The 25,918-nt window shown below is 34.1% G+C and carries 24 protein-coding genes; 11 read left to right on the top strand and 13 right to left on the bottom strand.

What is annotated here, in order from left to right; genetic code table 11:
* Window positions 1-25 precede the first annotated feature (25 nt).
* The 3 genes from ACS8MM_RS05165 (at window position 26) to ACS8MM_RS05155 (ending at window position 3,986) form a co-directional block, all read left to right on the top strand.
* Window positions 26-703, top strand: coding sequence for a response regulator transcription factor (locus ACS8MM_RS05165; RefSeq protein ID WP_379713768.1), 678 nt, complete (start codon window positions 26-28; stop codon window positions 701-703).
* Entirely contained in the window at window positions 696-1,961 is a 1,266-nt protein-coding gene (locus tag ACS8MM_RS05160; RefSeq protein ID WP_379713766.1) for a sensor histidine kinase, read from the top strand. Before ACS8MM_RS05165 ends, ACS8MM_RS05160 begins: the two co-directional genes overlap by 8 nt.
* Window positions 1,962-2,042: 81 nt before the next feature.
* Window positions 2,043-3,986, top strand: a complete 1,944-nt coding sequence (locus ACS8MM_RS05155) for an LTA synthase family protein (RefSeq protein ID WP_379713764.1) — start codon at window positions 2,043-2,045, stop codon at window positions 3,984-3,986.
* Window positions 3,987-4,030: 44 nt separating this feature from the next.
* On the opposite strand, the gene ACS8MM_RS05150 is transcribed toward ACS8MM_RS05155, so the two are convergent.
* From ACS8MM_RS05150 to ACS8MM_RS05105, 10 genes are all read right to left on the bottom strand, one after another.
* Window positions 4,031-6,247: a RelA/SpoT family protein gene (locus tag ACS8MM_RS05150; protein ID WP_379713762.1), complete on the bottom strand. Its 2,217-nt coding sequence runs from the start codon at window positions 6,245-6,247 to the stop codon at window positions 4,031-4,033.
* A gap of 70 nt (window positions 6,248-6,317) precedes the next feature.
* Window positions 6,318-7,844 carry a serine hydrolase gene (locus ACS8MM_RS05145; RefSeq protein WP_379713760.1) on the bottom strand — a complete coding sequence of 509 codons (1,527 nt, stop codon included), beginning with the start codon at window positions 7,842-7,844 and terminating at the stop codon, window positions 6,318-6,320.
* A complete protein-coding gene (locus ACS8MM_RS05140; protein WP_379713758.1) occupies window positions 7,841-8,512 on the bottom strand; it encodes a L,D-transpeptidase family protein in 672 nt (223 codons plus the stop codon). The genes ACS8MM_RS05145 and ACS8MM_RS05140 overlap by 4 nt, the downstream gene beginning before the upstream one ends.
* Window positions 8,513-8,544: 32 nt before the next feature.
* The gene (locus ACS8MM_RS05135; RefSeq protein WP_379713756.1) at window positions 8,545-9,336 is read right to left on the bottom strand and encodes a TrmH family RNA methyltransferase; all 792 of its coding nucleotides are present in this window, start codon (window positions 9,334-9,336) and stop codon (window positions 8,545-8,547) included.
* A gap of 76 nt (window positions 9,337-9,412) precedes the next feature.
* Entirely contained in the window at window positions 9,413-10,744 is a 1,332-nt protein-coding gene (locus tag ACS8MM_RS05130) for a DUF58 domain-containing protein (RefSeq protein WP_379713754.1), read from the bottom strand.
* Between the two features lie 23 nt (window positions 10,745-10,767).
* Window positions 10,768-11,760 (bottom strand): AAA family ATPase, encoded by a 993-nt coding sequence (locus tag ACS8MM_RS05125; protein ID WP_379713752.1) that lies wholly within the window; start codon window positions 11,758-11,760, stop codon window positions 10,768-10,770.
* A gap of 4 nt (window positions 11,761-11,764) precedes the next feature.
* Window positions 11,765-12,988, bottom strand: a complete 1,224-nt coding sequence (locus ACS8MM_RS05120; protein WP_379713750.1) for a DUF4350 domain-containing protein — start codon at window positions 12,986-12,988, stop codon at window positions 11,765-11,767.
* Entirely contained in the window at window positions 12,985-13,647 is a 663-nt protein-coding gene (locus ACS8MM_RS05115; protein WP_379713748.1) for a DUF4129 domain-containing protein, read from the bottom strand. Before ACS8MM_RS05115 ends, ACS8MM_RS05120 begins: the two co-directional genes overlap by 4 nt.
* Before the next feature lie 61 nt (window positions 13,648-13,708).
* Window positions 13,709-14,671 (bottom strand): hypothetical protein, encoded by a 963-nt coding sequence (locus tag ACS8MM_RS05110; protein WP_379713746.1) that lies wholly within the window; start codon window positions 14,669-14,671, stop codon window positions 13,709-13,711.
* Entirely contained in the window at window positions 14,655-15,635 is a 981-nt protein-coding gene (locus ACS8MM_RS05105) for a stage II sporulation protein M (protein ID WP_379713744.1), read from the bottom strand. The genes ACS8MM_RS05110 and ACS8MM_RS05105 overlap by 17 nt, the downstream gene beginning before the upstream one ends.
* A gap of 21 nt (window positions 15,636-15,656) precedes the next feature.
* Between ACS8MM_RS05105 and ACS8MM_RS05100 the strand changes: the two genes are divergently transcribed.
* From ACS8MM_RS05100 to ACS8MM_RS05085, 4 genes are read left to right on the top strand one after another with little or no spacing between them, the layout of a single operon-like run.
* Window positions 15,657-16,403, top strand: coding sequence for an RDD family protein (locus ACS8MM_RS05100; protein ID WP_379713742.1), 747 nt, complete (start codon window positions 15,657-15,659; stop codon window positions 16,401-16,403).
* A 4-nt stretch (window positions 16,404-16,407) separates the two neighbouring features.
* Window positions 16,408-17,352, top strand: coding sequence for a FemAB family protein (locus ACS8MM_RS05095; RefSeq protein WP_379713740.1), 945 nt, complete (start codon window positions 16,408-16,410; stop codon window positions 17,350-17,352).
* Window positions 17,349-18,434 carry a DegT/DnrJ/EryC1/StrS family aminotransferase gene (locus ACS8MM_RS05090; RefSeq protein ID WP_379713738.1) on the top strand — a complete coding sequence of 362 codons (1,086 nt, stop codon included), beginning with the start codon at window positions 17,349-17,351 and terminating at the stop codon, window positions 18,432-18,434. The genes ACS8MM_RS05095 and ACS8MM_RS05090 overlap by 4 nt, the downstream gene beginning before the upstream one ends.
* 47 nt (window positions 18,435-18,481) lie before the next feature.
* Window positions 18,482-19,705 carry an O-antigen translocase gene (locus ACS8MM_RS05085; RefSeq protein ID WP_379713736.1) on the top strand — a complete coding sequence of 408 codons (1,224 nt, stop codon included), beginning with the start codon at window positions 18,482-18,484 and terminating at the stop codon, window positions 19,703-19,705.
* Here the strand turns inward: ACS8MM_RS05085 and ACS8MM_RS05080 are convergent.
* Window positions 19,686-20,594: a glycosyltransferase family 2 protein gene (locus tag ACS8MM_RS05080; protein WP_379713734.1), complete on the bottom strand. Its 909-nt coding sequence runs from the start codon at window positions 20,592-20,594 to the stop codon at window positions 19,686-19,688. The two genes, ACS8MM_RS05085 and ACS8MM_RS05080, sit on opposite strands and share 20 nt — an antisense overlap.
* Before the next feature lie 36 nt (window positions 20,595-20,630).
* Here ACS8MM_RS05080 and ACS8MM_RS05075 point away from each other — a divergent pair, with 36 nt between their 5' ends.
* The 4 genes from ACS8MM_RS05075 to ACS8MM_RS05060 are packed head-to-tail and all read left to right on the top strand — an operon-like array spanning window position 20,631 to window position 24,501.
* Window positions 20,631-22,079, top strand: coding sequence for a DUF6056 family protein (locus tag ACS8MM_RS05075; protein WP_379713732.1), 1,449 nt, complete (start codon window positions 20,631-20,633; stop codon window positions 22,077-22,079).
* Window positions 22,080-22,086: 7 nt separating this feature from the next.
* Window positions 22,087-23,067 carry a glycosyltransferase family 2 protein gene (locus ACS8MM_RS05070; RefSeq protein ID WP_379713730.1) on the top strand — a complete coding sequence of 327 codons (981 nt, stop codon included), beginning with the start codon at window positions 22,087-22,089 and terminating at the stop codon, window positions 23,065-23,067.
* Window positions 23,030-23,425 carry a sugar 3,4-ketoisomerase gene (locus ACS8MM_RS05065; RefSeq protein WP_379713728.1) on the top strand — a complete coding sequence of 132 codons (396 nt, stop codon included), beginning with the start codon at window positions 23,030-23,032 and terminating at the stop codon, window positions 23,423-23,425. The genes ACS8MM_RS05070 and ACS8MM_RS05065 overlap by 38 nt, the downstream gene beginning before the upstream one ends.
* Entirely contained in the window at window positions 23,422-24,501 is a 1,080-nt protein-coding gene (locus ACS8MM_RS05060; RefSeq protein ID WP_379713726.1) for a glycosyltransferase family 4 protein, read from the top strand. The genes ACS8MM_RS05065 and ACS8MM_RS05060 overlap by 4 nt, the downstream gene beginning before the upstream one ends.
* Here the strand turns inward: ACS8MM_RS05060 and ACS8MM_RS05055 are convergent.
* Both ACS8MM_RS05055 and rlmH read right to left on the bottom strand, forming a co-directional pair.
* Window positions 24,479-25,378 (bottom strand): glycosyltransferase family 2 protein, encoded by a 900-nt coding sequence (locus tag ACS8MM_RS05055; RefSeq protein WP_379713724.1) that lies wholly within the window; start codon window positions 25,376-25,378, stop codon window positions 24,479-24,481. The genes ACS8MM_RS05060 and ACS8MM_RS05055 overlap by 23 nt on opposite strands.
* Window positions 25,379-25,852, bottom strand: a complete 474-nt coding sequence (gene rlmH, locus ACS8MM_RS05050; protein WP_379713722.1) for a 23S rRNA (pseudouridine(1915)-N(3))-methyltransferase RlmH — start codon at window positions 25,850-25,852, stop codon at window positions 25,379-25,381. It abuts the gene before it with no gap.
* Between the last annotated feature and the right edge of the window lie 66 nt (window positions 25,853-25,918).

Here is a 25,918-nt window from a genome sequence, read left to right as displayed (position 1 = left end):
CAAATTTGAGTCACTTATTTGCATCATGAAAATTTTAATTATCGAAGACGAGAAAGAAATCGCCAATAGTATACGTGACTATTTGAAGTCAAATGAAATACTTTGCGAAATGAATGATAGCTGCCAATCCGCTATCGATAAAATCAGTTTGTACGATTATGATTGTATCGTTCTGGACTTAATGCTCCCGGACGGTGACGGATTTGAGATTCTCAAGAAGCTGAAAACATTGGATAAAACAGACGGAGTGATTATTATTTCGGCGAAGGAAACTCTGGAAACTAAAATCGAAGGCTTCAATCTTGGTGCCGATGATTATCTCACCAAACCCTTCCATCTTTCTGAATTGCTGGTTCGGATTCAAGCATTGGTACGAAGAAAGAATTTCGGTGGAAATAATTTGGTGGTTTTTAATGAAATTGAAGTAGATGTTTTGGGTAAAACTGTAAAAATTGAAGGGAAGAAAATTGATTTCACCAAAAAAGAAATGGATTTGCTTTTGTTTCTCATCGGGAATAAAAATAAAGTATTGTCAAAAGGTGCCATTGCGGAGCATCTTTCCGGAGATATGGCCGATATGCTCGATAATTATGATTTTGTATACGCGCATATCAAAAACCTAAAAAAGAAATTAAAAGAATCCGGAAGCAGCGATTATATCAAATCTGTATATGGAACGGGTTATAAATGGGAAGATGACTAAAAAATTACTTCATAAAACACTGAACTATTATTTTGTGTATGCTTTAGTTGTATTACTAAGTATCGGACCTTCATTTTATCTCATTTCCAGTTTTCTTTTTGAAAATGATGCCGATGAAGATCTATTGGTTCTAAAGGATAATTTTACGAATCACACTCTTCGTAAACTGAAAGAAAAAGATATCGTTTCTTGGAATAATTTCAGTCACGATATGAAAATTGAAAAAGCAAATGGTAAGGTAAAGGATACCTTGTTTGATTTTAATTTTTATGATTCGGTGAATAAAGAAGTCGAACCGTTCCGAATTTTAGAATCTCCAATACAAATTGAAGGTAAAGCGTATACTTTTTCGGCCCGAATGAATATGGTGGGAAAAGAAAACTTGGTATTTAGTACGGTTACGCTTTTTATTTCATTGCTACTTCTGTTATTTTTAGGTTTTTTTATAATTACCAAAATCATTTCGAAGACGATTTGGAATCCGTTTTATGTGGCTTTGGATCGAATTGAACGATTTGAAATTGATAAGGAAACAGACATCGAATTAATCGCCAGTTCAACGGAAGAATTTGAAAGACTGAATCATGCCCTTCAAAATCTTATCCAAAAGAATCGAATCATCTTCCAAAGTCAACGAGAGTTCATCGAAAATGCCGCTCATGAATTGCAAACACCCATTGCGATTTTTAAAGGTAAAATCGAAACATTATTACAACGCACCGATTTGAATGACGAACAGTTTGAACTTTTGGATAAGCTCAACGAAAGAACAGCCCGATTTGGTAAGTTGAACCGTAATTTGTTATTATTGTCAAAATTAGACAGCAAACAGTATGTAGTGGATGAAGAGGTAGTATTAAATGACACAATTCTCCATCAGTCCGACTTTTTTAAAGAACAGGCGCTTTCCAAAAATATTACCATTACTCTCCATTTGGAAAACGATGTGCTAAAGAAAACCAATCAATCACTATTTGAAATTTTAGTGAGTAATTTATTTTTAAATGCAATCAATCATAATATTGAAAACGGAACGATACAGGTTGCATTAAACAATCATTCGCTTTCCTTTTCGAATACCGGCAGTTCGAAACCACTTAGTAGTACCACACTATTTGAACGCTTTGCAAAGATTGATCCTTCTTCGAAAGGGAACGGTTTGGGGTTGTCTATCGTAAAAAAAATTGTCGATTTGAACCATTGGCGAATTGAATATGGTTTTGAAAACGGACAGCATAATTTCACCCTGCATTTTTAAAATTCTAAATTTCTTCTAATTTCAATTGGACCTTTGCTGTAAACTTAATCTTCAGCAATGATAAAATTGGTATTGAATAGTATGCGAAATCGTTTCTCGGTTTTGCTTCATTTTATGGTATGGTTTATAATTACCTCTCAAATTTTACGTATCGTTTTTTATGTTTGGGAGAAGAAAGACGTGTCTTGGAATCTTTTTACGGTTTTGCGAACATTCTTCACCGGTTTTATTTTTGATATCGGAACCATAGCCTTTATTGTTTTTCCTGCAACACTTTATTTTGCCGTTTTTCCGAACAAATGGATTGGTTCGTGGTTGGATAAATTGTTGGTTTGGTGCTTTACATCACTTACCGTGTTTGTTTTGGTGCTTACTTTTTTTGCCGAAATAACGTTTTGGGAAGAATTTAAAACACGATTCAATTTTATTGCTGTCGATTATCTGATTTATACCCATGAAGTAGTGTCTAATATTCAGGAATCCTATCCTTTGCCTTTGTTGGTTTTAGGTGTGACTGTAGTAACTTTTTTAGTGCTGTTTTTATTCAATAAAAGAAAATCATTCACAATTACTTTTACAACAAAAGCGACTTGGAAAGAACGTGTGCTTCTACTTTTAGTAGTAGCTGGGATTGTATTGACTTTTGCAATGGGTATTACCAATAATCAGGCTGAATGGTCTTCGAACCGTTACAATTCGGAAATTTCCAAATCAGGAATCTATTCTTTTTTTGCCGCTTTTCGAAACAATCAAATGAAGTATGATGAGTTTTATACTTCGATAGATAAGAATAAGGCGTTTGCCATTGTGAAAAATAGTTTGAAGGAAAATAATGCGACGTTTCGTTTCAATGATTTCTCGATTCACAGAACGATTAAAAGTGGAAACAATCAACCTGAAGTCAAAAAGAATGTAGTTTTCATTTTGGTAGAAAGCTTGAGCGGTAGTTTTATGAAGGAGTTTGGTAATAAGAAGAATATTACTCCTTTTTTGGATAGTATTGCGCAAAAGAGTGTCTTTTTCAATAATTTGTATGCAACCGGAACCAGAACGGTTCGAGGAATGGAAGCCATGACACTCTGTATTCCGCCTACGCCGGGTCAAAGTATTGTAAAACGACCGGAGAATCAAAATTTGTTTACCGTATCTAACGTTTTTAAATCAAAAGGATATTCTTCCAATTTCTTTTATGGAGGTGATGGTTACTTTGATAATATGAATGCTTACTTCGGTGGTAATGGATTTACTATTTACGATAGGGGTAGAGGGAGTGTTTTAAGCGATCAAATAAAAACCACTCGAAATAATATTAACGATAGCGAAGTGACTTTTGAAAATACGTGGGCCATTTGTGATGAAGATATTTACCGTAAAATGATTCAAGTAGCCGATGCGCATTATAAAAATCAAACTCCTTTTTTCAATTTCGTAATGACTACCTCCAATCATCGTCCATATACTTATCCGGAAGGTAAAATAGATATTCCATCCGGAACTAGTCGTGATGGAGCGGTAAAATACACCGATTTTGCTTTGAAAGAAATGTTCGAAAAAGCGAAACAAAAACCTTGGTTTAAAAATACAGTTTTTGTGATTATAGCTGATCATTGTGCGAGCAGTGCAGGGAAAGAAGAAATTGACGTTGCCAATTACCATATTCCCGCTTTCATTATCAATATGCCCAATAAGATGAACCAAAAAATTGAGAAGCAATGTTCTCAAATTGATTTGTTTCCAACGTTCTTTTCGATGCTGAATTGGAAGTATGAATCCAATTTCTTTGGGAAAAATGTGCTGGTAGATAATTTTAAAGAAAGAGCCTTGATGGGAACTTATCGAAAATTAGTACTGATGAAGCAGGATAAAGTGATGGTTTTGTCGGATCAGAAAAAACAAAATTTTTATACTTGGAATAAATCCGACAATAGTCTAACGCCCATTCCAATAAACAAGACGTTTTTCGATGAAGCCATTTCATGGTACCAGACAGCCGATTATCTTTTTACGAATAAAATGCTGAGATAAAAATGGTGTTGTTTTCAGAAATGGATCAGGAATAGACTACTAAGTTAATTATTGTAAACTCTAGTCACTTTGTCTACCCCGTCAATTTTTTTGATGTTGTCAATCAATTTCTTAAGTACTGTATTATTGGGAACGACAACGGTTAGTTTTCCATTAAAAATACCAGCTTCTCCAGAAAGTGAAATATTTTGAATGTTAACATGCATATTGTTCGAAATCACTCTCGTTAGTTCGTTTGTGAGTCCGATACTGTCCATACCGGTAATCTGAAGTGTCGCTTTGAATTCCTGTTGTGAAGAGTCAATCCACCTAGCTTGAATAATACGATACGCATAGTTTGATTGCATACTGATGGCATTAGGGCAATCTCTTTTATGTACTTTAATCCCTTCATTGATGGTCACAAAACCGAATACGGGATCACCAGGAATCGGGTTACAGCAAGAAGATAGTTTATAATCCAATCGATCTTGTTCGACACCAAACACCAACAAGTCGTAATTGCTAGTGAGTTCGTCTTTTTGCAACATCTCCGGATTTGTCGGAGTTCGTTTGATTTTATTTTTGAAGAAATTGAAAAAGGTATTGCTTTTTTGAGCCGCATAATCTTTCAATTGCTGATTGTCTACAGATCCTATACCAACACGATAAAACAAGTCTAAACTGGTTTTTAATTTCAAAAAAGCAACCAATTCGTTGACCGTAGTTTCGTTCAGGGTAATTTTTAAATGGCGCAGTTTTCGTTCCAGAATTTCTTTTCCTTCTTCACCAATTTTCTTTGTATTCTCGTTGAGTACGTTGCGAATTTTATTTTTAGCTCTGGCGGTAGTTACATAATCCAACCAGTTGGCGGTTGGCTTTTGATTGGCTGAAGTAATAATTTCTACTTGATCGCCACTTTTCAACTCATGGTTCAGCGGAACTAATTTTCCATTAACTCTCGTTCCTCTTGTTTTTACACCAATTTCAGAATGTATGGAAAAGGCAAAATCCAAAGAAGTTGCCCCTTTTGGCAAGGATTTGATTTCTCCTTTCGGAGTAAAGACATAGATTTCTTTGGCATACAAATTCATTTTGAAATCTTCCACGAAATCTACGGCATTGGTTTCCGAATTTTCCAAAGCCTCTTTTAATAAATTCAACCAAGTATCCAAGCCGCTTTCTTCGTTAGCACCTTGTTTGTATTTGTAATGTGCTGCGTATCCTTTTTCGGCAATTTCATCCATTCGTTCACTTCGCACCTGAATCTCAACCCATCTTCCCAATGGTCCCATAACGGTAATGTGTAACGCTTCGTATCCTGTTGATTTTGGAGAAGAAATCCAATCGCGCAAACGACTCGGAGACGGGCGGTAATGATCGGTTACTACCGAATAGATTTTCCAAGCTAGAAATTTTTCATCGTGAGGATTCGATTTGTAAACAATGCGTAAGGCAAACTTATCATACACTTCATCAAAACTTACGTTTTGTGCTGCCATCTTGCGTCGAATCGAGTAGATGGATTTTGGTCGGCCTTTGATAATATATTCTATTCCTTCTTCATCCAACGATTTTTTCAGCACATCGGAAATGTTTTTAATATAAGCGTCCTGTTCTTCTTTGGTTTCTTTTATTTTACTAACGATATCATTGTAAACGGCCGGTTCGGTATATTTTAGCCCTAAATCTTCCAGTTGTGTTTTGATGTTGTACAAGCCTAAACGATGGGCAAGAGGAGCATAAATGTATAAGGTTTCTGAAGCAATTTTGACTTGTTTGTAATCGGCCATGGATTCCATGGTTTGCATATTATGAAGTCGGTCGGCCAACTTAATAATGATTACGCGAACGTCATCATTCAAGGTAAGTAGCATCTTACGGAAGTTCTCCGCCTGCATAGAGATATTCATGTCCTTTTTAACCTGAGATATTTTGGTTAAACCGGCAACCAATTGAGCAACTTTAGGGTTGAACAACTTTTCGATATCTTCTACGGTAACATCAGTGTCTTCTACAACATCGTGCATTAAGGCAGCAGCAATGGCAGTGGCACCCAAACCGATTTCACCAGCCACAATTTTAGCGACAGCAATGGGGTGAAATATATAAGCTTCACCTGATTTACGACGTTGATCCTGATGTGCTTCCACAGCAACATCGAAAGCTTTTCTGATCAGTTTTTTGTCTTCAGTTGTAAGGGTCTGGTAACTAATGCGAAGTAATTCTTTGTATTCCTGAGCAATTGCTTTGTTTTCCTTCTCGATATCTATCTCAACCATGTCATTCTTCTTCTATTCCTTAAAATTACTCACTTTTGAAAACATTTCAAAGAGTTGTATGAAAATTAGGTTATTTTTTAACACCTTTTGAAGTTCCTTTCGTAAATTCCAAATCATGGAAATCATAACTGAAATCTGTTAAATCGGAAATGGCTTTCATCGTCATTTTTTTTCCTTTGTTTTCGAAAGTCATGAAAGCATCGGCTGTTAGGGTTCGATTGTCCCATTTCACGATGTATGTATCGCCTTTGTAGCTCAAAATTTGGCCTTTTAGGTTTTTAGAGCGAGTGGATTTAAAATAATATTTTCCATTGGATTGGTACAATTCAATTTCACCAAACCAATTGTCTCTGTACTTGCCTACATAAGGGAATGAAAACGTTTCTTTGGCAATTCCGAAAGCTTCTGACATGGTTTTTTCATGGTTTTTAAAGGCTTCCGCTTCTCTTTCGCTATATAATTTCACATAATCTTTAGTCTCTACATTTAGATAACTGTCTTTGATTGTGTTTGTGATTGCTGAAAATGCTCCTCCAGATTGTTGATTAGTAAATACTATGATTCCCAAATTGATTTCAGGAATTAAAGTGAATTGTGTTACGTTTCCTTCCAAACCACCAGTATGCGACAATTGTTTGTAGCCTTTAATATCGCTTAAAAACCAACCCAAGCCATATCCACTGAAATGTGTATTGTATGGTGCTCTAGTGAAACTTGGTGTAATCGTTTGTAATTGCCCCATTTCTCTATATTGCGCTTCGGACAGCAATGGTTTGTTGTTGTCGAGTTTTCCACCATTCAACTGAACCAAAGCCCATTTGCTCATATCAGCTACACTCGAGTAAATTCCCGCTGCACCGTCAAATATATGACTACTGTATCTTGGGATGATTACCAATTTACCATCCGTGGGAACATGAGGGTCAATAACATTGGAAGTGTCTTTTAAATTTCCAACATTGCTTACGCTGTTAGTCATTCCAACAGGATTTAGGATACGCTCTTGTACAAAATCGGCCCATGATTTACCGCTTACTTTTGCAACAACTTCACTCGCAGTTACATACAAAACATTATTGTATTCGAAGTTGTTTCTGAAGCTGGTAACCGGTTTAAGGTAACGAATATTGGACACCAATTCCGTGGCTGTAAAATCGGTACCGTCAGGCCAAACCATCAAATCTCCGGCGCCTAAACCTAAACCACTACGATGGGTTACCAAATCACGAATTGTAAATTGTTGTGTTACATACGGATCATACATTTTGAAGTGAGGTAAATATGTAGTGACTTTATCGTCCCATTTTAATTTACCTTCATCAGCTAATATAGCTAAGGCCGTACATGTAAATGCTTTACTATTGGATGCAATTCCGAATAGGGTATTTTCGTTAACGGGTTCGTTAGTTTGCAATGACTTTACTCCATACCCTTTGGCATGAACTATTTTGCCGTCTTTCACCACAGCAACAGCAATACCGGGTACATTAAAAGCCGTTAATGTTTTAGCAGCAACTTCATCTATTTGTTGCGAAGTGATTTGTGCAAATGCATTGTAACTTATTAGTAGTAATGCGAAAAAGTAAATTTTCTTCATAGGGTGTTGTATTTTTCTAGTGCGAATTGAATAGTGGAATATAGTTCATTTTCCCAATTAATGGATTCAATAACAGGGAATTTTTTGTTTTTGCGGAAATCGGTTGGAGCAATGATGATTGGAAACCGCTGATTGGTCGATTTGGCAGCCAAAGTAAAGACTTCTTCTATGTTTTTATCTCCAATGGGTATGCATCCAATGGTTACTTTTTTTCCGTGAATCATAATGTCTCCACCTAAATCAGTTCGACCATCCGTTTTGGCTTTTTCCAAATCAAAAGCATTAGGGTAACTGACTTTCATGGAAAGATGATAACGGCTATTTGGATTGAGGTATTCCATGCTGTAAATACCTTCTGGTATTTGTTTGTCTCCGTTGACTAATTTTGGGCCAATCTTACCACTGAAAGCGGTGAAGTCGTAAGTTTTGAGGTGTTTGTAATCGGAATTTGGATTTTTAACGTATAGTTCCAGTTTTCGAGTATCTTTAAAGGCTAATAAAGCAATTTCAAAGTTAGTGGAATCAATTTTCGCCTCTTTAAAGTTTAGAGTGTACTTCTCCAATACTTTTTTTTCGTGTTTAGAAATAACCTGTTCTACAGTATGCTTGGTTTTATTTTTGAAATACCAATCGGCAATTTTTTTGCGGAAAACCATCAGGATAGCCATACAACCAAGAATTAGAAAAAAGAGTTTTTTTATCATTTGAAATTGCGTTGTCTTTTGGCTTCAAAAATCAATATTGCGGCGGCAACAGATACATTCATACTGTCTATTTCACCTTGCATCGGAATGATAATATTCTGTGTAGCATGATTGCGCCATTCTTGACTTAAACCGGTTGCTTCGGTACCTACAACTAATGCAGTTGCTTTGGTATAATCCTGCACATGATAGCTTGTCGAATTTTGCAATGTAGCAGCATAAAAATCAATATTGTTATCTTTTAAAAAGCGAATAATTTCTTCGGTCGTTCCAACTGCTATTTGATTGGTGAAAATACAACCTACGCTCGAACGGACAATATTCGGGTTGAACATATCACTTTTCGGATTGGCAATAATTACTGCATCCAAATTAGCAGCGTCTGCAGTGCGCAGCATGGCACCAATATTTCCCGGTTTTTCAGGAGCTTCGGCTACTAAAATCAAAGGATTGTCAGGTAGTTGTAAATCAGATAAATGGAATGATTTGGCTTTTGCTACGGCCAAAATACCTTCCGTAGTGTCGCGATAAGCTAATTTTTGATAGACATCACGGGAGATTTCTATTCGTTCAATTTCAGTATTTGCGAATTTTGCTATTTGCGAATGATCCAATACGTCATTACAATATAAAATCGTTAGCAATTCATATCCGCCTTTTTGGGCCAATTCAATTTCACGAACACCTTCTATTAAAAATGTTCCCGTTTTTTTGCGTTCTTTCGATTTTTCCTGAAGTAAAACCAAAGATTTGATATATGGATTTTGTACCGAAGTGATTTGTTTCAATGGGAGTATAGCTTAGTTACTAAATGGCTAAGTTACTAAGTTTTTTTTCATCTCCAAATGAGAAAAACACAATGAATTACAGAATTCCTCTGGCTTTTATTTCCAAATATTTATTGATGGTGTCTAATGTCAGATTCTCAGGTTGGGTAAGTACGGTGTAAATCCCATATTTTTTCAACTCATTGACAATTAAACGTTTTTCAAAAGTGAATTTTTCGGCAATGACTTTATCGTATACTTCCTGAATGGTTTCCGTTTTTTTATCGATGAACTGATTCAATTCGGTATTGTTAAAGAAGACAACTACTAATAAATGATTTTTAGCAATTCCTTTCAAATAGGGTAATTGACGGTGTAGATTATCTAATGTCTCAAAATTGGTGTACAAAATAATCAGACTTCGATGCGTGATGTTTTTCTTAATATCAACATACAATCGGCTGTAATCACTCTCGAAGAAATCGGTTTTGATATTGTATAACGATTCCAGTATTTTCTGCATTTGCGACGAACGCTTTTCTGCAATTACACGGTTCTCCACTTTTTTAGAGAAACTTAGCATTCCGGCTTTGTCTTGTTTCTTCAGAATGATATTGGATAAAACCAACGTAGAATTGATGGCGTAATCCAATAAACTCAATCCGTTAAAAGGCATTTTCATGACACGCCCTTTATCGATTAGCATATATACTGATTGTGATTTTTCATCCTGGAATTGGTTGACCATTAACGCATTTTTCTTCGCCGTAGCTTTCCAATTCAATGTTCTTATATCGTCGCCTTGTACATATTCTTTGATTTGTTCAAACTCCATCGTATGACCAATTCTTCTTATTTTTTTTAGTCCGTATTGGTGTAGATTGTTTGAAAAAGCCATTAAGTCATACTTTCGTAATTGAATGTAGGAAGGGTAAGTTGGCACCATTTTTCCACCATCGAATATAAAACGCTTTGAAATGAGTCGAAGGGGTGAAGAAACATAGATGTTCAAGTTGCCAAAATGGTATTCCCCGCGTTGTGTTGGACGTAAATTGTAATTTAGAATCTCTTCAGCGGATGCCTTTATTTTTTTATTGATTTCAAAATTACGGACTTGGAATTGGAACGGAATTTCATCAATAATTTTTATCCAAATCGGGAACGTGAAATAGTTTTTGATTTCCAATCGGATAGGGTTTTCATCGCCATTCGAAAGTTTTTCTGGAGTTATCCTAGTGGCTTCAATTCCGGTTTTTGCAAAAAAGACTATCACTATATCCAATACAAGGAATGTGATTAGTGTCAATAATGCATTCCACACCATATTGTAAAGCACTGGAAACATGAATGCCAAACAAAATAGTGCTACAATGCCGATAAGGCAGTAGAAAAAGAAGTTATTGATGTATAGTTTTTTAAAAAAATTCAAATCGGACTTATTAAGATTAAAAATTATCTTGGAATTTCTACTGAATCAATGATTTGTTTGATTACTTCAGTACTCGTAATCCCTTCCATTTCGCGTTCCGGAGTTACAATGATACGGTGTTGTAAAACTGGGATCGCAGCTTCTTTGATGTCTTCCGGAGTTACGAAATCACGACCTTTGATGGCAGCAAATCCTTTGGCAGCGTTCAAAATAGCAATAGAAGCACGTGGAGAGGCACCCAAATAAATGAAACCGTTTTCTCTAGTATTGGTTACTATTTTGGCAATGTATTGAATTAGATTTGGTTCAACAATCACTTGTTTTACCAATGCCTGATAGCTAACAATATCCGATGCGGTTAAAATCGCTTTGATGTTTTCCAACTTGTTGTTGCTTTGTAACGAGTGTTCACGTTGGATAATGGCAATTTCTTCCTCCAATTTAGGGTAATCGATACTTACTTTGAACAAGAAACGGTCCAGCTGTGCTTCTGGTAAACGGTACGTTCCTTCTTGCTCTACTGGGTTTTGTGTTGCGATTACTAAAAACGGTGCAGTTAATGCATATTGGTTCCCATCAATTGTGATTTGGCGTTCTTCCATTACTTCAAACAAAGCCGCTTGTGTTTTAGCTGGGGCACGATTGATCTCATCAATTAAAATCAAATTGGAAAAAATGGGTCCTTTTTTGAATTCGAATTCTGATTTTTTCAAATCAAACACAGAAGTTCCTAAAATATCAGAAGGCATTAAATCGGGCGTAAACTGGATACGGCTAAAATCAATGTTCAAAGTTTTGGCTACTAATTTGGCCGTAATGGTTTTAGCTACACCAGGAACGCCTTCCAAAAGTACATGGCCATTGGATAAAATGGCTACCAATAATTGGTCAATCATTTTTTCCTGACCTACAATAACGCTCGCGATTTCTTTTTTTATAGCATTTATATTTTCTAAAAGTGGATTTAAATTGATGCGTGATTCAAAATTTACTTCCTGTGCTGTATTCTCTTCCATATTGTTAGTCTTTATGTAAAACGTTTTCTATTGCTGTTGAAATTTCTATTAAATCGGATTCAATGGCAGAGTGCGGACTTTTTTTGTGCGCATTGATTAATCGAACCGCTTTCTCTATTACTGAAATGTCTTTTCCTGATTTTTGGTGTAATTTTCGGATGAAATGATCATCAAGAACTGTTGTGTCCATTAAATATTCATTTCGTACTCTTTCCAGAAAATAAATGATTTTTTTCTCGATGATATTGTCATGATCTCCTTCCTGATGGTATAAATTTCCAATGGTTTTTACGAAATCAATTGTGGTATTGTGCAATGGTTTAATGATAGGAACAATACGTTGTTTTCTCTTGACATTAAAAATCATGAACAATAATGTACCAATCAAGAAAATATACCATGCCCATTTTAGCGCCGGTTGACTCAAAATATAGCGTAATGGCGATTCAGCATCCTTATTACCCATTTGTTCTTTGGTATACCAAAAGATATTTCCTTTAGGAACATAGGAAAGTACTTTTTCGGCATATTCGTGATGATTGTCTTTTAGCAAATGAAAATTGGTAAAGGCAGCCGGTTGATTGTGAAGGTAAATCTCTCCTTGATAATAATTTATTTTCACAAAATTGATTCTGGATGTATCCTGTCTGATATAACCCAAAGCAGTAGTGGTTTCGTAATCTATTTTGTTGAAATAACTATTGGAAACTCCTTCGTTGAGTTTGTATTCTTTTTTCCCAAGTTTATCATTGTACACCGAATTATAAATATCCATACCAAATGAATATTCGGAAGTAAGATTTAGTTGTAAGCTGTCTTGTAAACTTCTTGGAAAATCCTTTGCACTGATGAAAGCTTTGTTACCGTAAGAAACGAAGGTAAGTATTTCGTTGATGGATTCATCATCCAATCGTGCTGATTCATCAATATACAGAAATGTACCTTCTTTTGTATATACGGGAGCAATGGAGTCATTTTCATAATCCTCCGAATTCGCATAGTTCTGCGTGAAAAATTCATAAGGTGTTACGTCTAACTTTTCAATTTTGGAATCTTTGAGCAATCCTCCGATTTCTTTATCAAACACATAAAGTCCTAACGGAATTTTGTCGCTGACTTTATAACTAGGATTCCAATTTATGGGTTTTGGTCGCGCAGCGTCAATGTAGCCCACACCAATAATCACTAGTAATAGTATAACGATATATAAAATTATTTTGTTGTTCATTTTACTAATGATTGGAAAGTGGTTTCAAATGATCTTCTTGTCTTATCAAAGGTGTCTTCTGTAATTTCAAATTCACCATACCAGATGTAGTTATAGAGGTACGAAAGATAATTGAAATCTGTTTTGAGCTTTTCATTTTGAATTTCGTAACTATAATCCGAATTGGTTTTTTCAATATCCCATTCAATGATGCTTTTATCAGACATTTTTTTTAGCAACCATAGATAATAATATCGAATAACGATTCTTTTTTCTCCGCGTTCTAAAGCTTCTTTGATTAATTTCTCAAAATTAACACTGTGAATGTTTTGTTCGACTTCAGAGTAATCAATGATTTTTTTGTCTGAATTTCTTCCAAAAATCCATTTTCCTTCTTTATTCATTATCGCTTTCACTATGAGATAAATCACAAATAAAATGATAAGTCCGGCTATTGATTTTAAGATTATTTCGATTGTTTTAGCCGAAATATTGTTATCCGCGAATCCAAACAAGTCATTAAAAAAATCGGCAATTGCTTCTTTGAACCGGTCCCAAGCATTTTTCTCAGGTGTCTTGAATTCATAGACGAAACTTGGATCTTTATATTTGGTTTTAAAGTCAGATCCGAAATGACGGACTTCAACTGCTGATGTCTTATCAATATTTACTTTTGCCATATCCAAAGAATCTCTTTGAGCATAACTATTCGAAATAAAAAATAAAAAAATATATAAAAGTCTATTCACTGTCAGTACCAATTAAATCAATTTCAGAATGAGAACCATGCTCTTCGTTTTCTTCACGTAGGCTGTAATAAATGAGCCCTTGGTTAATGAATTGTATATTATTACAAAATAGTCCTAATAGAACTGATAATACCATTACAACAGAAAATAATAAAGAAAACCCACTTAAAAAAGTGCCATCTTGAATTGCTTCAGGATTTTGTAATGTGGTCATCATGGAAAACATTCCAATCATATAAGGAATCATGGTAATAATTCCCTGTGCCACCTGAATCATAAATATAACAATTGCTACGGTACCAATATTAGTCCAGAATTTTTGCTTTAATAAAGAAAATCCATTGCCAAGCGCTTCAAAATAGCCTGATTTTGCGGTAAGGTAATCGTAGAAACTAAGTCCAACCCAACATAATATAGCAGGGAATACGATGAAAAGTAAAGGGAAACCAATGATTATGAATACCAATGCAAAAACAATCATTACAATGATGCATAGAATAGGCATCATAATAAAAATGGAAGCGATAGCAAAAATGAACAATCGGCCGACATTATTTTTCAACTCAGTAATAATTTCTTTGGATCCAAATTCATTGCCTCTGGTTTTTTCCATTAAGTCAAGATAAATTACCGGAAAAGCAAAATTTAACATCGATACAATCATTGCCAATAGCATTGTCACGATTATACTTCCTATGAATAATGGAAAATTTTCATTGAAATATTGGTTGAAAATACTTTCAGGATTATTATTCTGACCAGCCATTGTTGACATGGAAAATATAAAATCCATATATAGTCGCATCAAGAAATAAATAATAACAACAAAAAGAACAATGAAGATTCCGTTGATTGAAATATAGTTTTTAAAATAATGTTTTCCGTTGCTTCTGAAAAAAGCAATTGTATCGGAAATTAAATCTCCAAAAGTTCTTTTTTTATAGAGTTGGAACATAATTATTGTTGATTTTTTTATGAACTAGAAATGGGTATATTAAATAGTAATAGGATATAGCTGCCAATGTTGATAAAATGATAAAGCTACTAAGCCAAATGGGCATGTCAATTGAATATCTTGTGATAAACCCTTCCAGAAAACCCGCGGATATGGTAAAGGGAAAAGTACTCAAGAAAATTTTAAAACTGTCTTTAAAACCAATTTTCAAAGAATTTATTCTTGAAAAAGTCCTTGGAAATAGGATTGAAGCGCCTAAAATGAATCCGGCTGCAGTTTCTATTACGATCGCAAAAATTTCCATCGAACCGTGAATCCAAATGCCACGAACGCTTTCCCAAAATACACCTTGTTCATAAAAGAAATATTGGAAAGAACCCAACATGATACAGTTTTGAAGGAAAATGTAAAAGGTACCAATTCCTGCAAAAAATCCGTAGATGTAGCACATAATTCCAACGCGTAAATTGTTGAATGTTATACCCACAAAGCTGCCCCAATTACTTCCCGATTTATAAATTGCTACAGGATTTCCATCCTTGATGTTGTCTAATGTTTCATTCACATAAGCGTCTCCCAAAATCAATCGCACAAAATCTTGATCGTATTTTGCCGATACCACTCCTATGGCAACAGTAGCAAAAAACAACGCAAAGGCGTACAGTAAATACCTTCTGTAATGATAAACCAATAGCGGTACCTCTGTTGTAAAGAAATACACAAGTCGATTTGTTTCGGTTCTTTTGGTTTTGTAAATTTTCTGAAAAATCTGTGAGGCCAAATGGTTTAGATACACAACAGTCTTACTTTTAGGGTAATACGTTTGGGCATAGGATAAGTCATTGACGATTTGAATATACAAATTGGCTATTTCATCAGGATTTTTTATAGATTTACCCAAAATTGCTTGCTCAAGTTCAAGCCATTTTTCTTTATTTTGTTTTATAAAAGCTACTTCTCTCATTAGAGTGCTAAAATAATTATTATGTCAGAATTAACAATAAATACAACACAAAATGTCAATATAAATTTTAAAGCAGCTTCGGTAGGCGAACGAATACTGGCAAGTTTTATAGATATTGTGATAAAATTGGCTTACGTTTTGGTAATTTCCTATGTGTTTTTGAATATGTTGGGATTGTCAAGATACATTGATAATGCAGATCCTTGGTCTGGTATAACTGTAATCATTGTTTTGTTTTTTCCTGTTTTTGTTTATTCGTTGGTATTGGAATCTATTTTTGAAGGACAGACCATCGGAAAAAAACTAATCAAAATAAAAGTGGTTAAACTGGATGGGTACCAAGCCGGTTTTGGCGATTATTTGATACGTTGGATTTTTAGAATTATCGAAAATAATTTAATGGGAGGTATAATTGGACTAATTGCGATGGTTTCTAGTAAAAAAGTACAACGTTTTGGAGATATGGCTGCAGGTACAGCAGTAATTACTCTTAAGAACAGTATCACTATTAGCAATACGATATTGGAAGAAATTGGAAACGAATACGTGCCAACGTATGCTATGGTAATTAAACTTTCCGATAATGATATGCGAATTATTAAGGAAACATTCAATAACGCGGTTGCACAGGATGATTATGAACTTATTAATAAGTTGAAGGAAAAAATCGAAAAAGTTACAGGTATCAAAAAAATGGAGACTACCAATAACAGAGAATTTATCCGCACTATTTTGAAAGATTATAACTACTATACTCAAAACATGTAAAGTAGTGAAAGACTATTCCGTAAGAAAATACCAATCCTCAGATTATATTATTTGGAACCAATTTGTTTCAGAGGCTAAAAATGGCACATTCCTATTTCATAGAGATTTCATGGAATACCATAAAGATCGGTTTGAAGATTTTTCAATGCTGGTTTTTGACTCGAAAAAGAATCTTATTGCCATTACTCCTGCTACTATTTCTAAAAGCGAAGTGATTTCGCATCAAGGATTAACCTACGGCGGATTTGTTATGACAAAAAATATTGGGGGATCCAATTTTACGTTGGTTTTTCAAAGTGTTTTAACCTTTTTGCTAAGCAATGGTATAACTAATTTTACAATTAAAATGCAACCTCCGCTGTATAGTGAAATTGGAAATCTTGGTCTTGATTTTTGTTTGTTTCAGAAAGGTGTCACTGCCTATCGAAAGGATATGGCGTTGCTAATTGATTATTCACAACAGCATCGTTTTCATAAATCGAAAGAAAAACACTGGAAGAAGTTTGATGATTTGCATTTGGAGATTAAAGAGGAATCGAGTGTAAAGGTGTTTTGGGAAAAAGTGTTGGTCCCGAGACTGTCAGAAAAACACCAATCAAGTCCTGTACACACTTTAGATGAAATGGAAAAGTTAAAGGTTTTATTTCCCCATTCTATTCGTCAATTTTCGATCTATAAAGAGGAAACTATTTTAGCCGGAATAACCATTTTTGAATTTGAAAACGGCGTTAAATCACAGTACGGAGCAACAACAAAAGAAGGTGAAGAAGATAGAGCCTTGGATTTTCTTTTTATGTATTTGATTGAAAAATTCAAAAGGGAAGGAAAGCGATTTTTTGACATGGGTATTGTCAATGATGGAACTTCGTATAATGAAGGATTGTTGAAACAGAAAGAAGAATTAGGCTGTGCTATTTATTCACAGGAGCATTATAAAATTAAACTATGATTTCATTTTTAGACATTAAAAAAATAAACCTTCGCTATGAAGCCGTTTTTCAGGAAAGTCTGAAGCGGGTTATGGATAGTGGCTGGTATATTTTGGGTAATGAAGTCAAGGATTTTGAACAAAATTTCGCCCAATACTGTAAATCCAAGTACTGTGTTGGAGTAGGTAACGGATTGGATGCCATTACATTGACTTTTTTGGCTTATATCGAAAGAGGCGTGTTGAAAAAAGGTGACGAAATTATTGTTCCAGCCAATACTTATATTGCCAGTATTTTAGGAATTCTGCATGCTGGATTAGTACCTGTTTTGGTTGAACCGGAGTTAACTACTTATAATATCAATCCTGAATTAATTGAGGAAAAAATTACGGATAAAACCAAAGGGATTTTAATCGTTCATTTGTATGGGCAGTTAGCAAAAATGGATCGGATAATCGAATTGGGTTATCAATATGATCTTTTAATTGTTGAAGATGCCGCGCAAGGTCACGGATTGCCATTTCAAGGAAGTCACACCAGAACATTCAGCTTCTATCCAGGTAAAAATCTTGGTGCATTGGGTGATGGTGGAGCCGTGTTAACCAATGATGAAATGTTAGCAAAAACAATTCTTAAATTGCGAAATTACGGTTCTGAAATAAAATATTACAACGAAAGTATCGGTTTTAACTCCAGATTGGATGAATTACAAGCGGCTTTTTTAAATATAAAACTTCCCGATTTGGATTCGGATAACGAAAGAAGGAGAAGTATCGCAAAACGTTATATCAATGAAATTAAAAACGATGCAATTGTTTTGCCTCATTGGGATTTATCAGATAACCATGTGTTTCATTTGTTTGTTATTCGATGTAAAGACAGACTACAACTTCAAGATTATTTACATCAAAATAGAATCCAAACCATGATTCATTATCCAATTCCTCCACACAAACAAAAGGCAATTCCGGAATGGAATCAATTGTCTTTTCCAATTACTGAAAAAATTCATGATGAAGTAGTGAGTTTGCCAATGAGTGCTGTTTTGACAGATGATGAAGTAAGTCATATTATTTCAGTTTTAAATCGGTACACTAAGTGAGGATTGTAAAAAAAATACAAACCTCAGAACTGTTTCGAATAACTTCTTTGAACAGTATCAGTGTGTTGCTTAAAATTGGTGTTGGTTTAATTACATCAAAAGTGTTGGCTATTTTTGTTGGCCCAACAGGGATGGCTTTGTTAGGAAACCTTCGTAATTTTTTGGTTTCAATTGAAAATGTGGCTAGTCTTGGTTTTCAGTCGGGAATAGTAAAGTATGTGGCTGAAAATGAAAAAGACAAAGAGGGTTTGAAGAAAATTATTTCTACCTTATTTTGTTGCTTATTTGTAGTAACCATTGTTTTTGGAATTTCACTTTTTGTATTGGCTGAACAGTTGAACACGTTTATTTTTGGGGAGCAGTATCATTTTGAATACATTTTTAAATTATTAGGTTTTGTATTGCCACTTCATATTGGAGGATTATATTTAAATGCAGTAATTAATGGTTTAGGGAAGTTTAAAAAGATTATTTATATTACGATTATAGGTACACTTTTGAGTTTATTAGTCACTGTGATTTTGGTTTTTAACTTTCAGATTTACGGTGCGCTTATCTCGATTATCATTACGCCTGGATTGTTGTTTTTCGTGAGTCTCTTTTTTCTATTGGAAGATTTTTCAATAGCAACTTTTTTTAAACCCGGTTTATTTGACTGGAGTTTGCTGCAAAATTTGTCACATTATTTTCTTATGGCATTTGTGTCGGGGATTTTTGGTCCTTTGGTTCTACTCTTGATACGTAATCATTTGATTACAACAGTGGATATTAATGCCGCTGGTTATTGGGAGGCAATGTGTCGAATCTCATCGTATTATTTGTTGTTTTTGAACACATTAATCACCGTTTATTATTATCCGAAAATGGTTTTGGCAGAAAATGAGGACGAAACGAAAGAGGTGATTCGAGGATTTTATAAACACATTGTCCCAGTGTTCGGAATTGGTTTGGTTGTGGTTTTTGTCTTGAAAAATAGTTTGATACAGCTTTTGTTTACTGATGATTTTAAACCTGTAGAAACCTTGTTTTTCTGGCAATTGATTGGCGATTTTTTTAAAGGAGCCTCTTTGATTCTTGGAATGCAGTTTTTTGCTAAAAAAATGACCAAAACATTCATAATAACCGAATTAATTTCATTAATGATATTGTTGTTTTCAAGTACGCTATTGATTAATTGCTTAAAAACGGAAGGAGTTGTTATTGCGCACGCCATAACCTACGTTTTGTATACTTGTGTTTTGGTGGTGATTTTCAGGAAAAGTTTGGTTTAATAAGCATTAACCAATGTGTTTTCATTTTTACAATAAGTAACTTAATTAGTAAACCATAGTTTTTTGATTTTATGGAAAGATTGATCTCATAATTAATCTTCCTTAACAGTGCTTTACATTGATTTTTGGTGGTAACCAATCGAATGATTTTCTTTAAAATCAGATAAGTGGAATGATTGATTTTTTGGGAATATTTTTTTTCTCGGTGGAATTGCGAACCTAAAGAATTTGAAATGATTCTTTTTTTGACCAATACCGAATCAATGTAATCGATTTCATATTCATACGATAATCTAACCCATAAATCCAAATCTTCGTAAGCTAATTGTTCATCATAACCATTTAATTCATCGAATGCCTTCTTGGAAACCATGCCAGAAACTGAGCATATCGCTTTTCCCGTATCGATAACATGGTCAAATATTCTTCCTGTTGGTCTTTTTACAATTGTTTTCTCATTGTGGTCTACATCAAAAAAATAGGAATGAAATTCACCTTTCTCATTAACAAGAAGGGTATTGCCATATACTAATCCGAGATTTTTATATATGGAATTTTGAAATCGATCGACTTGTTTCTTAATGCAATTCTCAATCAGAAGGTCATCAGTCGCAAAATCTATCAGATATTCTCCACTGGCTTGCTTTGCAGCAATATTGAAGGATTTGGTGTTGCCAAGGTTTGCTTTGTTTTGGATGAAAACAATTTCGGGGTGGTTTTGTAACCAAAGTTCAATCTTTTCAACCGACTTGTCTGTACTGCAATCGTCGATAATGATAATTTCTATTTCGTCATACGTTTGCTTAATGATTGAGTCCAATGCATCCGTCACATACTCTTCATGATTATAGCAGAGGCAGATTACACTAACAATGGGTTTTTTAATCATTTTTGTAGACAAAAGAGTTATATTTGAGGCAAAAATATGACAAACAGTCAACCTAGCGACAAAACTACCATGATTTTTTTCAATAAATTTAAGAGAATAACAGATATTATTGTTAGCCCTAAACTTATGTATTATCTGATGTTAATCAGTTTGTTTCCGTTGTTGTTGCTTTCTTTTTTTAATAATCCAGGTTCTGATGATTTTTGGTATGCTTATGAATCTCAGTTGGAGCCTTTCTGGAGTGTACAAATTCGAAGATATCATGATTGGTCGGGAAGGTATTTTTCTAATGGTTTACTTAGTTTAGATCCTCTATATTTCAATGATTTTTTCGGTTTTAAAATTTTGCCGATTCTCCTTTTTGGGTTATTTGTTTTTTCAGTTTTTGCTTTTGTCGCAAGTTTACAATTGGATTTGAACAAATGTGAAAAATTAGGGTTGTCATCAGCAATCGTAATTTCCTATCTTTTTTTGATGCCGGATCTATGTGAAGGTTTTTACTGGATGCCAGGAGCTATAACGAATCAATTGCCAGTTTCCTTGGCATTATTCTACTTTACGTCACTTATTCATTATTATAGAGCTAAAAAAATAAAATACGTGTTGGCTGCATTAGTTCTTTTGCCAATGATCATGGGTTGCAATGAAATTATTGTAATTATAATGCTGCTGATTCATTGTCTTTTAAATGTATTATTTTATGTTCAGGAAAAGAAAATCAGTTGGTTATTATTGTTGCTATTGCTGTTAACCTGTGGATTGGCAGCTTTTGAAGTTCTCGCTCCAGGAAATTCCGTGAGAGGAAGTCATTTTACGGTTAAGAATTTATTAGTGCATTCAATATTGAAATCAATTCAACTTTCATTTTATTACATTACACTTTGGATTCCATTGCTGACATTAATTTGTTTTTTTCTTTTCAATACGATTAAAGAAAAAATTGCAGCAATACCGTCAAGATTTTTTTTACACCCTTTATTGGTTCTTGGATTGCTTCTTTTGATTGTGTTCATGGGAATATTTCCTGGGTTATGGAGTACTAATGGTCCACCACCCGGAAGAACCATCAATACTTCGGTATTCTTTTTTATCGTTACATTTTTCTACTTTTTTGTATCATTGGTTCATTATTTTTCAGCCAGAGTTCATTTTGAAATCAATCCATCCACAAAAGTTGTTTTAGGAATTTTGATTATTTTTAATTTCATTTCACATAATAATGTAACAATTGCATATAAAGATTTACTTTCTTTGAAAGCTTATAAGTATGATAAAGAATTGAAAGCAAGATTTCATTTTCTTGAAAATACTAAAAATGAGGATTGTGTAGTTGAACCTTTGGAAAACAAACCAACAACAATTTATAATGCGGTGGATATGGGACTTACAAATGATAAAGACAATTGGAAAAACCAGGAATTAATGGATTTTTACCAGAAGAAATCAATTGTAATACGGGTTAAAGATTCTACCATAACAGAATAACGATTGTATGAATTCCTTTAAAAATGATATAGTTATTGTAGTTCCTCTTTATAATGAAGAGAAAACATTGTATCCATTAGTGGAACGATTGAAAGCAATAATCAAAACGGCCAGTTTTTCTATTCAGGTTGTATTGGTGAATGACGGAAGCACTGATTTGACTCGGGAAATGATTGAAGATATTTGTGGCAATGATACCAATTTCAAAGGAATTTTTCTTTCTAGAAATTATGGGCACCAAATTGCAGTTAGTGCTGGTTTGAAATATAGTAATCCCGGAAAAGGTGTTTTAATAATTGATGGTGATTTACAAGATCCGCCTGAATTGATTCATGATTTTTATGATTTGCTTTGTAAAGGAAACGATGTGGTTTATGCGGTTAGAAAAAACAGAAAAGAATCCCTTTTGAAACGGATTTGCTACAAGTTATACTACCGCCTGCAACGAAGAATTTCTAATTTCGAAATACCTATCGATAGTGGGGATTTTTCTATGTTGAGTACAAGAGTTGTCAATTTGATGAATGAAATGCCCGAACAGGATCGGTATTTGAGAGGAATTAGAGCCTGGGTTGGCTTTAAACAAATTGGATTTGAATATGAAAGACAAGAACGTTTCGCCGGAAACTCAAAATATACTTGGGGAAAACTGATACAGTTGGCGTTTAAAGGTATTTTTAATTTCAGTGATTTTCCAATTCGTTTTATCACCCGATTAGGATTGATGACAATATGTATTTCATTGCTTTATTTTGGGTATAATTTATACCGCAAGTTAATGTACAACGACATTCCTCAGGGTTTTACGGCAACAATTTTGGCTATAATTTTATTCAGTGGTGTGCAACTCATTTCACTAGGAATAATTGGAGAGTATGTGTTACGGATTTACAATCAAGTGAAACAAAGGCCACTTTTTATTGTGGACAAAACGATTAATTTAGAAGATTTTGGAAAAGATACAGCTGATAGAAATACCAACAATTAAAGATACTAGAGGAAATCTGGCTTTTATTCAAAACGGAACTATTCCGTTTGAATGTAAAAGAGTTTATTATCTCTTCGATGTTCCTTCGAGTGCTTTCAGAGGTGGACATTCTCACATTGCACAACTGGAATTATTGATTGCTCTCAGTGGAAGCTTTGAGGTTATCATTGATGACGGTTTTGAAAAGCAGGTTTTCTTTCTCAATAAACCCAATGTTGGTCTTTTGATACCGCCTGGATTCTGGCGCGAGCTTCAAAATTTTTCTTCAGGATCAGTTTGTTTGGTTTTGAATTCAGGAGAGTTTGACGAAGAGGATTATATAAGGAATTATGATGAATTTTTGAGTTCAAAAAAATGAAAATTCTATATCTGACACCTACTGTATATGATGAAGGAGGAGTGGCCAGAGTTCTTTCAATTAAAACCAATCATTTCATTGAAGCTTGTGGTCACGAAGTTTATATTCTGACTTCCAATAATGAAACAACTTCTTTTTTTTACGATTTTAATCCGAAAGTTAATGTAATAGATTGTAAAACCAATGGATTTAAGCCATTTCGTATATTGGATTATTATAAAAAAGTAAAGTCCTATCTCGATCAAATTCAGCCGGATCTTATTGTTATTTGTGATTTTGGTTGGAAAGGATTTTGTTTTAATCTCTTCGTAAAAAGTAAGGCAAAGATTGTATTTGAAATTCATGGATCAAAATATAATGAAACTAGAAAACAATCATTTGATTTTTTAAATTCGCTACGGGCATATCTCCGGGTAACGCTTTTGAAAACATTTGAAAAAAGAGTTTTTTTATCAGAACATAGCCGCGAAGAATGGCAATTAGAAGGAAAGATTATACCGAACCCTGTTAGTTTTCGTTCGGAGGTGACGAGTAATCTGACCCAAAAGAGAGTGATTTCGATAGCGCGTCACTCTTATGAAAAAGGAATTGATAGACTTCTTCAAATTTGGAGTAAAGTTGTTCAAGAGAAAAAAGATTGGGTTTTGGATATTTATGGTAATGGACATTTGTTGGATGAACATCTTGCGATGGCCGATTCTTTGGACATTACAACTTCTGTTAATTTCTATGCACCGGTTAAAAATATTCAAGATAAATACCTAGAATCTTCGATTTATGTGATGACTTCACGTTCCGAAGGGTTTCCAATGGTACTTCTTGAAGCGCAAATTATGGGATTACCTATTGTTGCTTATGATTGCCCCGTTGGGCCAAGAACAATAATAGAAAACGGTAATAATGGTTATTTAAGTCAAACTGAAGACGAATTTGTGCAAAAAATGAAAGCATTAATGGAAGATTTTGAATTGCGTAAGCGAATCGGTAGTGAGGGGAATAGTTCTGTAAAGCAATTCAGTATTGAGAGAATTATGTCAAAGTGGGAAGCTCTATTTAACGATTTGACTTCAGCCTAGTATAGTAACCTAATTTGTAAAAGTCGAAAAACAATAAAGACGGATTTGATGAAACCAGTTGATGTTCGATTTTTTTAAAAACCAAGTTGAAGAAATAGCAAAAAATACCTGATAATTTAAACTTTTGAAGGAATTTGTATGCTTTTTGAACTTTGGTTTTTTCAGTTGAAATAAGTTTGGACTCTTCAATAAATACTAATGTTTCTAACGCTTTTTTCGTTTTTTCTAAAAAGATTTTAGAGGTTTCGTAATTCAAATGATACGTCGGATTGTCGATATGATTGATAGTAACTCCTTCGGATTGTAAATCGGTAACAAATACCCAATCTTCATAGCCATATTCTGTAATCTTCAAATTGAAAGTTACGTTTTGAAAAATGGTTTTATGAATTAAAATATTGGATGTTAGTGTGTTTTTGTAAGGATGTTTTTGCCGATCAGAAGCTTTGATTTCTTCCCGTTTTCTACCGTATTTCCATCTCAAAATCTGATTAGTGTTTGGAGGGTTTTCTTTGTAACAAATACCTCCGAAATGTACAAGTTGATCGCTTTTTTGTATTTCACCAAGATAATTACTGATGAAGTTTTTTTCTTTCGGAAAGGTATCGCAATCCATGAAAAGTAACCATTCGTATTGTGCTTTTTTTGACAAAAGGTTCATGTTTCCAGCTCTGCCTAGATTGATCGGATTTTGTTCAAATCTAGAGTATGATAAATTATTGATTATAAGGTTCTCAGATAAAGTTGTTTTGTCGTTGGAACCATCATCAGAAACTACAATCTCAAAGATAATTTGCGCCTCTTCGCATTGACGAAGGATTTCATTTACGAGTTGCAATGCCGAATAATTATATGTTGGAATCAGTACGGATAACACTTATTGATGATGGTAAGGTTCGTTGCGCAAGATAGTAAATCCACGGTACAATTGCTCAATAAAGAACAAACGAACCATTTGATGAGAAAAGGTCATTGCAGAAAGTGAAATTTTTCCTTGAGCTTTTTTGTATACTTCTTCACTAAATCCATACGGACCGCCAATTACGAATACCAAGGTTTTTACACCTGAGTTCATTTTTTTTTGTAATTCTTCACTAAAACCAACACTGGAAAAGTTTTTCCCGTTTTCATCCAATAAAATAAGCTGATCAGTAGCAGAGAGTTTCGACAAAATAAGTTCTCCCTCTTTTTCTTTCTGTTGGGATTCGCTGAGATTTTTTACATTTTTAATATCCGGAATGATTTCCAGTTCAAATTTGATGTAAAACGATAATCTTTTAGTATAATCATCAATTAAAGCTTGAAGATTTTTATTGTCGGTTTTGCCTATGGCCAATAGTTTGATGTTCATTTTAAGTGAATTGCGGAAAAAGCAAAGTTACAAACTTGAAAAGCTTTGTCAAATAACAATTCAACA

This window comes from Flavobacterium sp. MAHUQ-57, assembly GCF_051908335.1.
GTDB lineage: Bacteria > Bacteroidota > Bacteroidia > Flavobacteriales > Flavobacteriaceae > Flavobacterium.
Note: the sequence above shows the minus strand (reverse complement) of the source record. Positions and strands in the feature narration are given on the sequence as shown.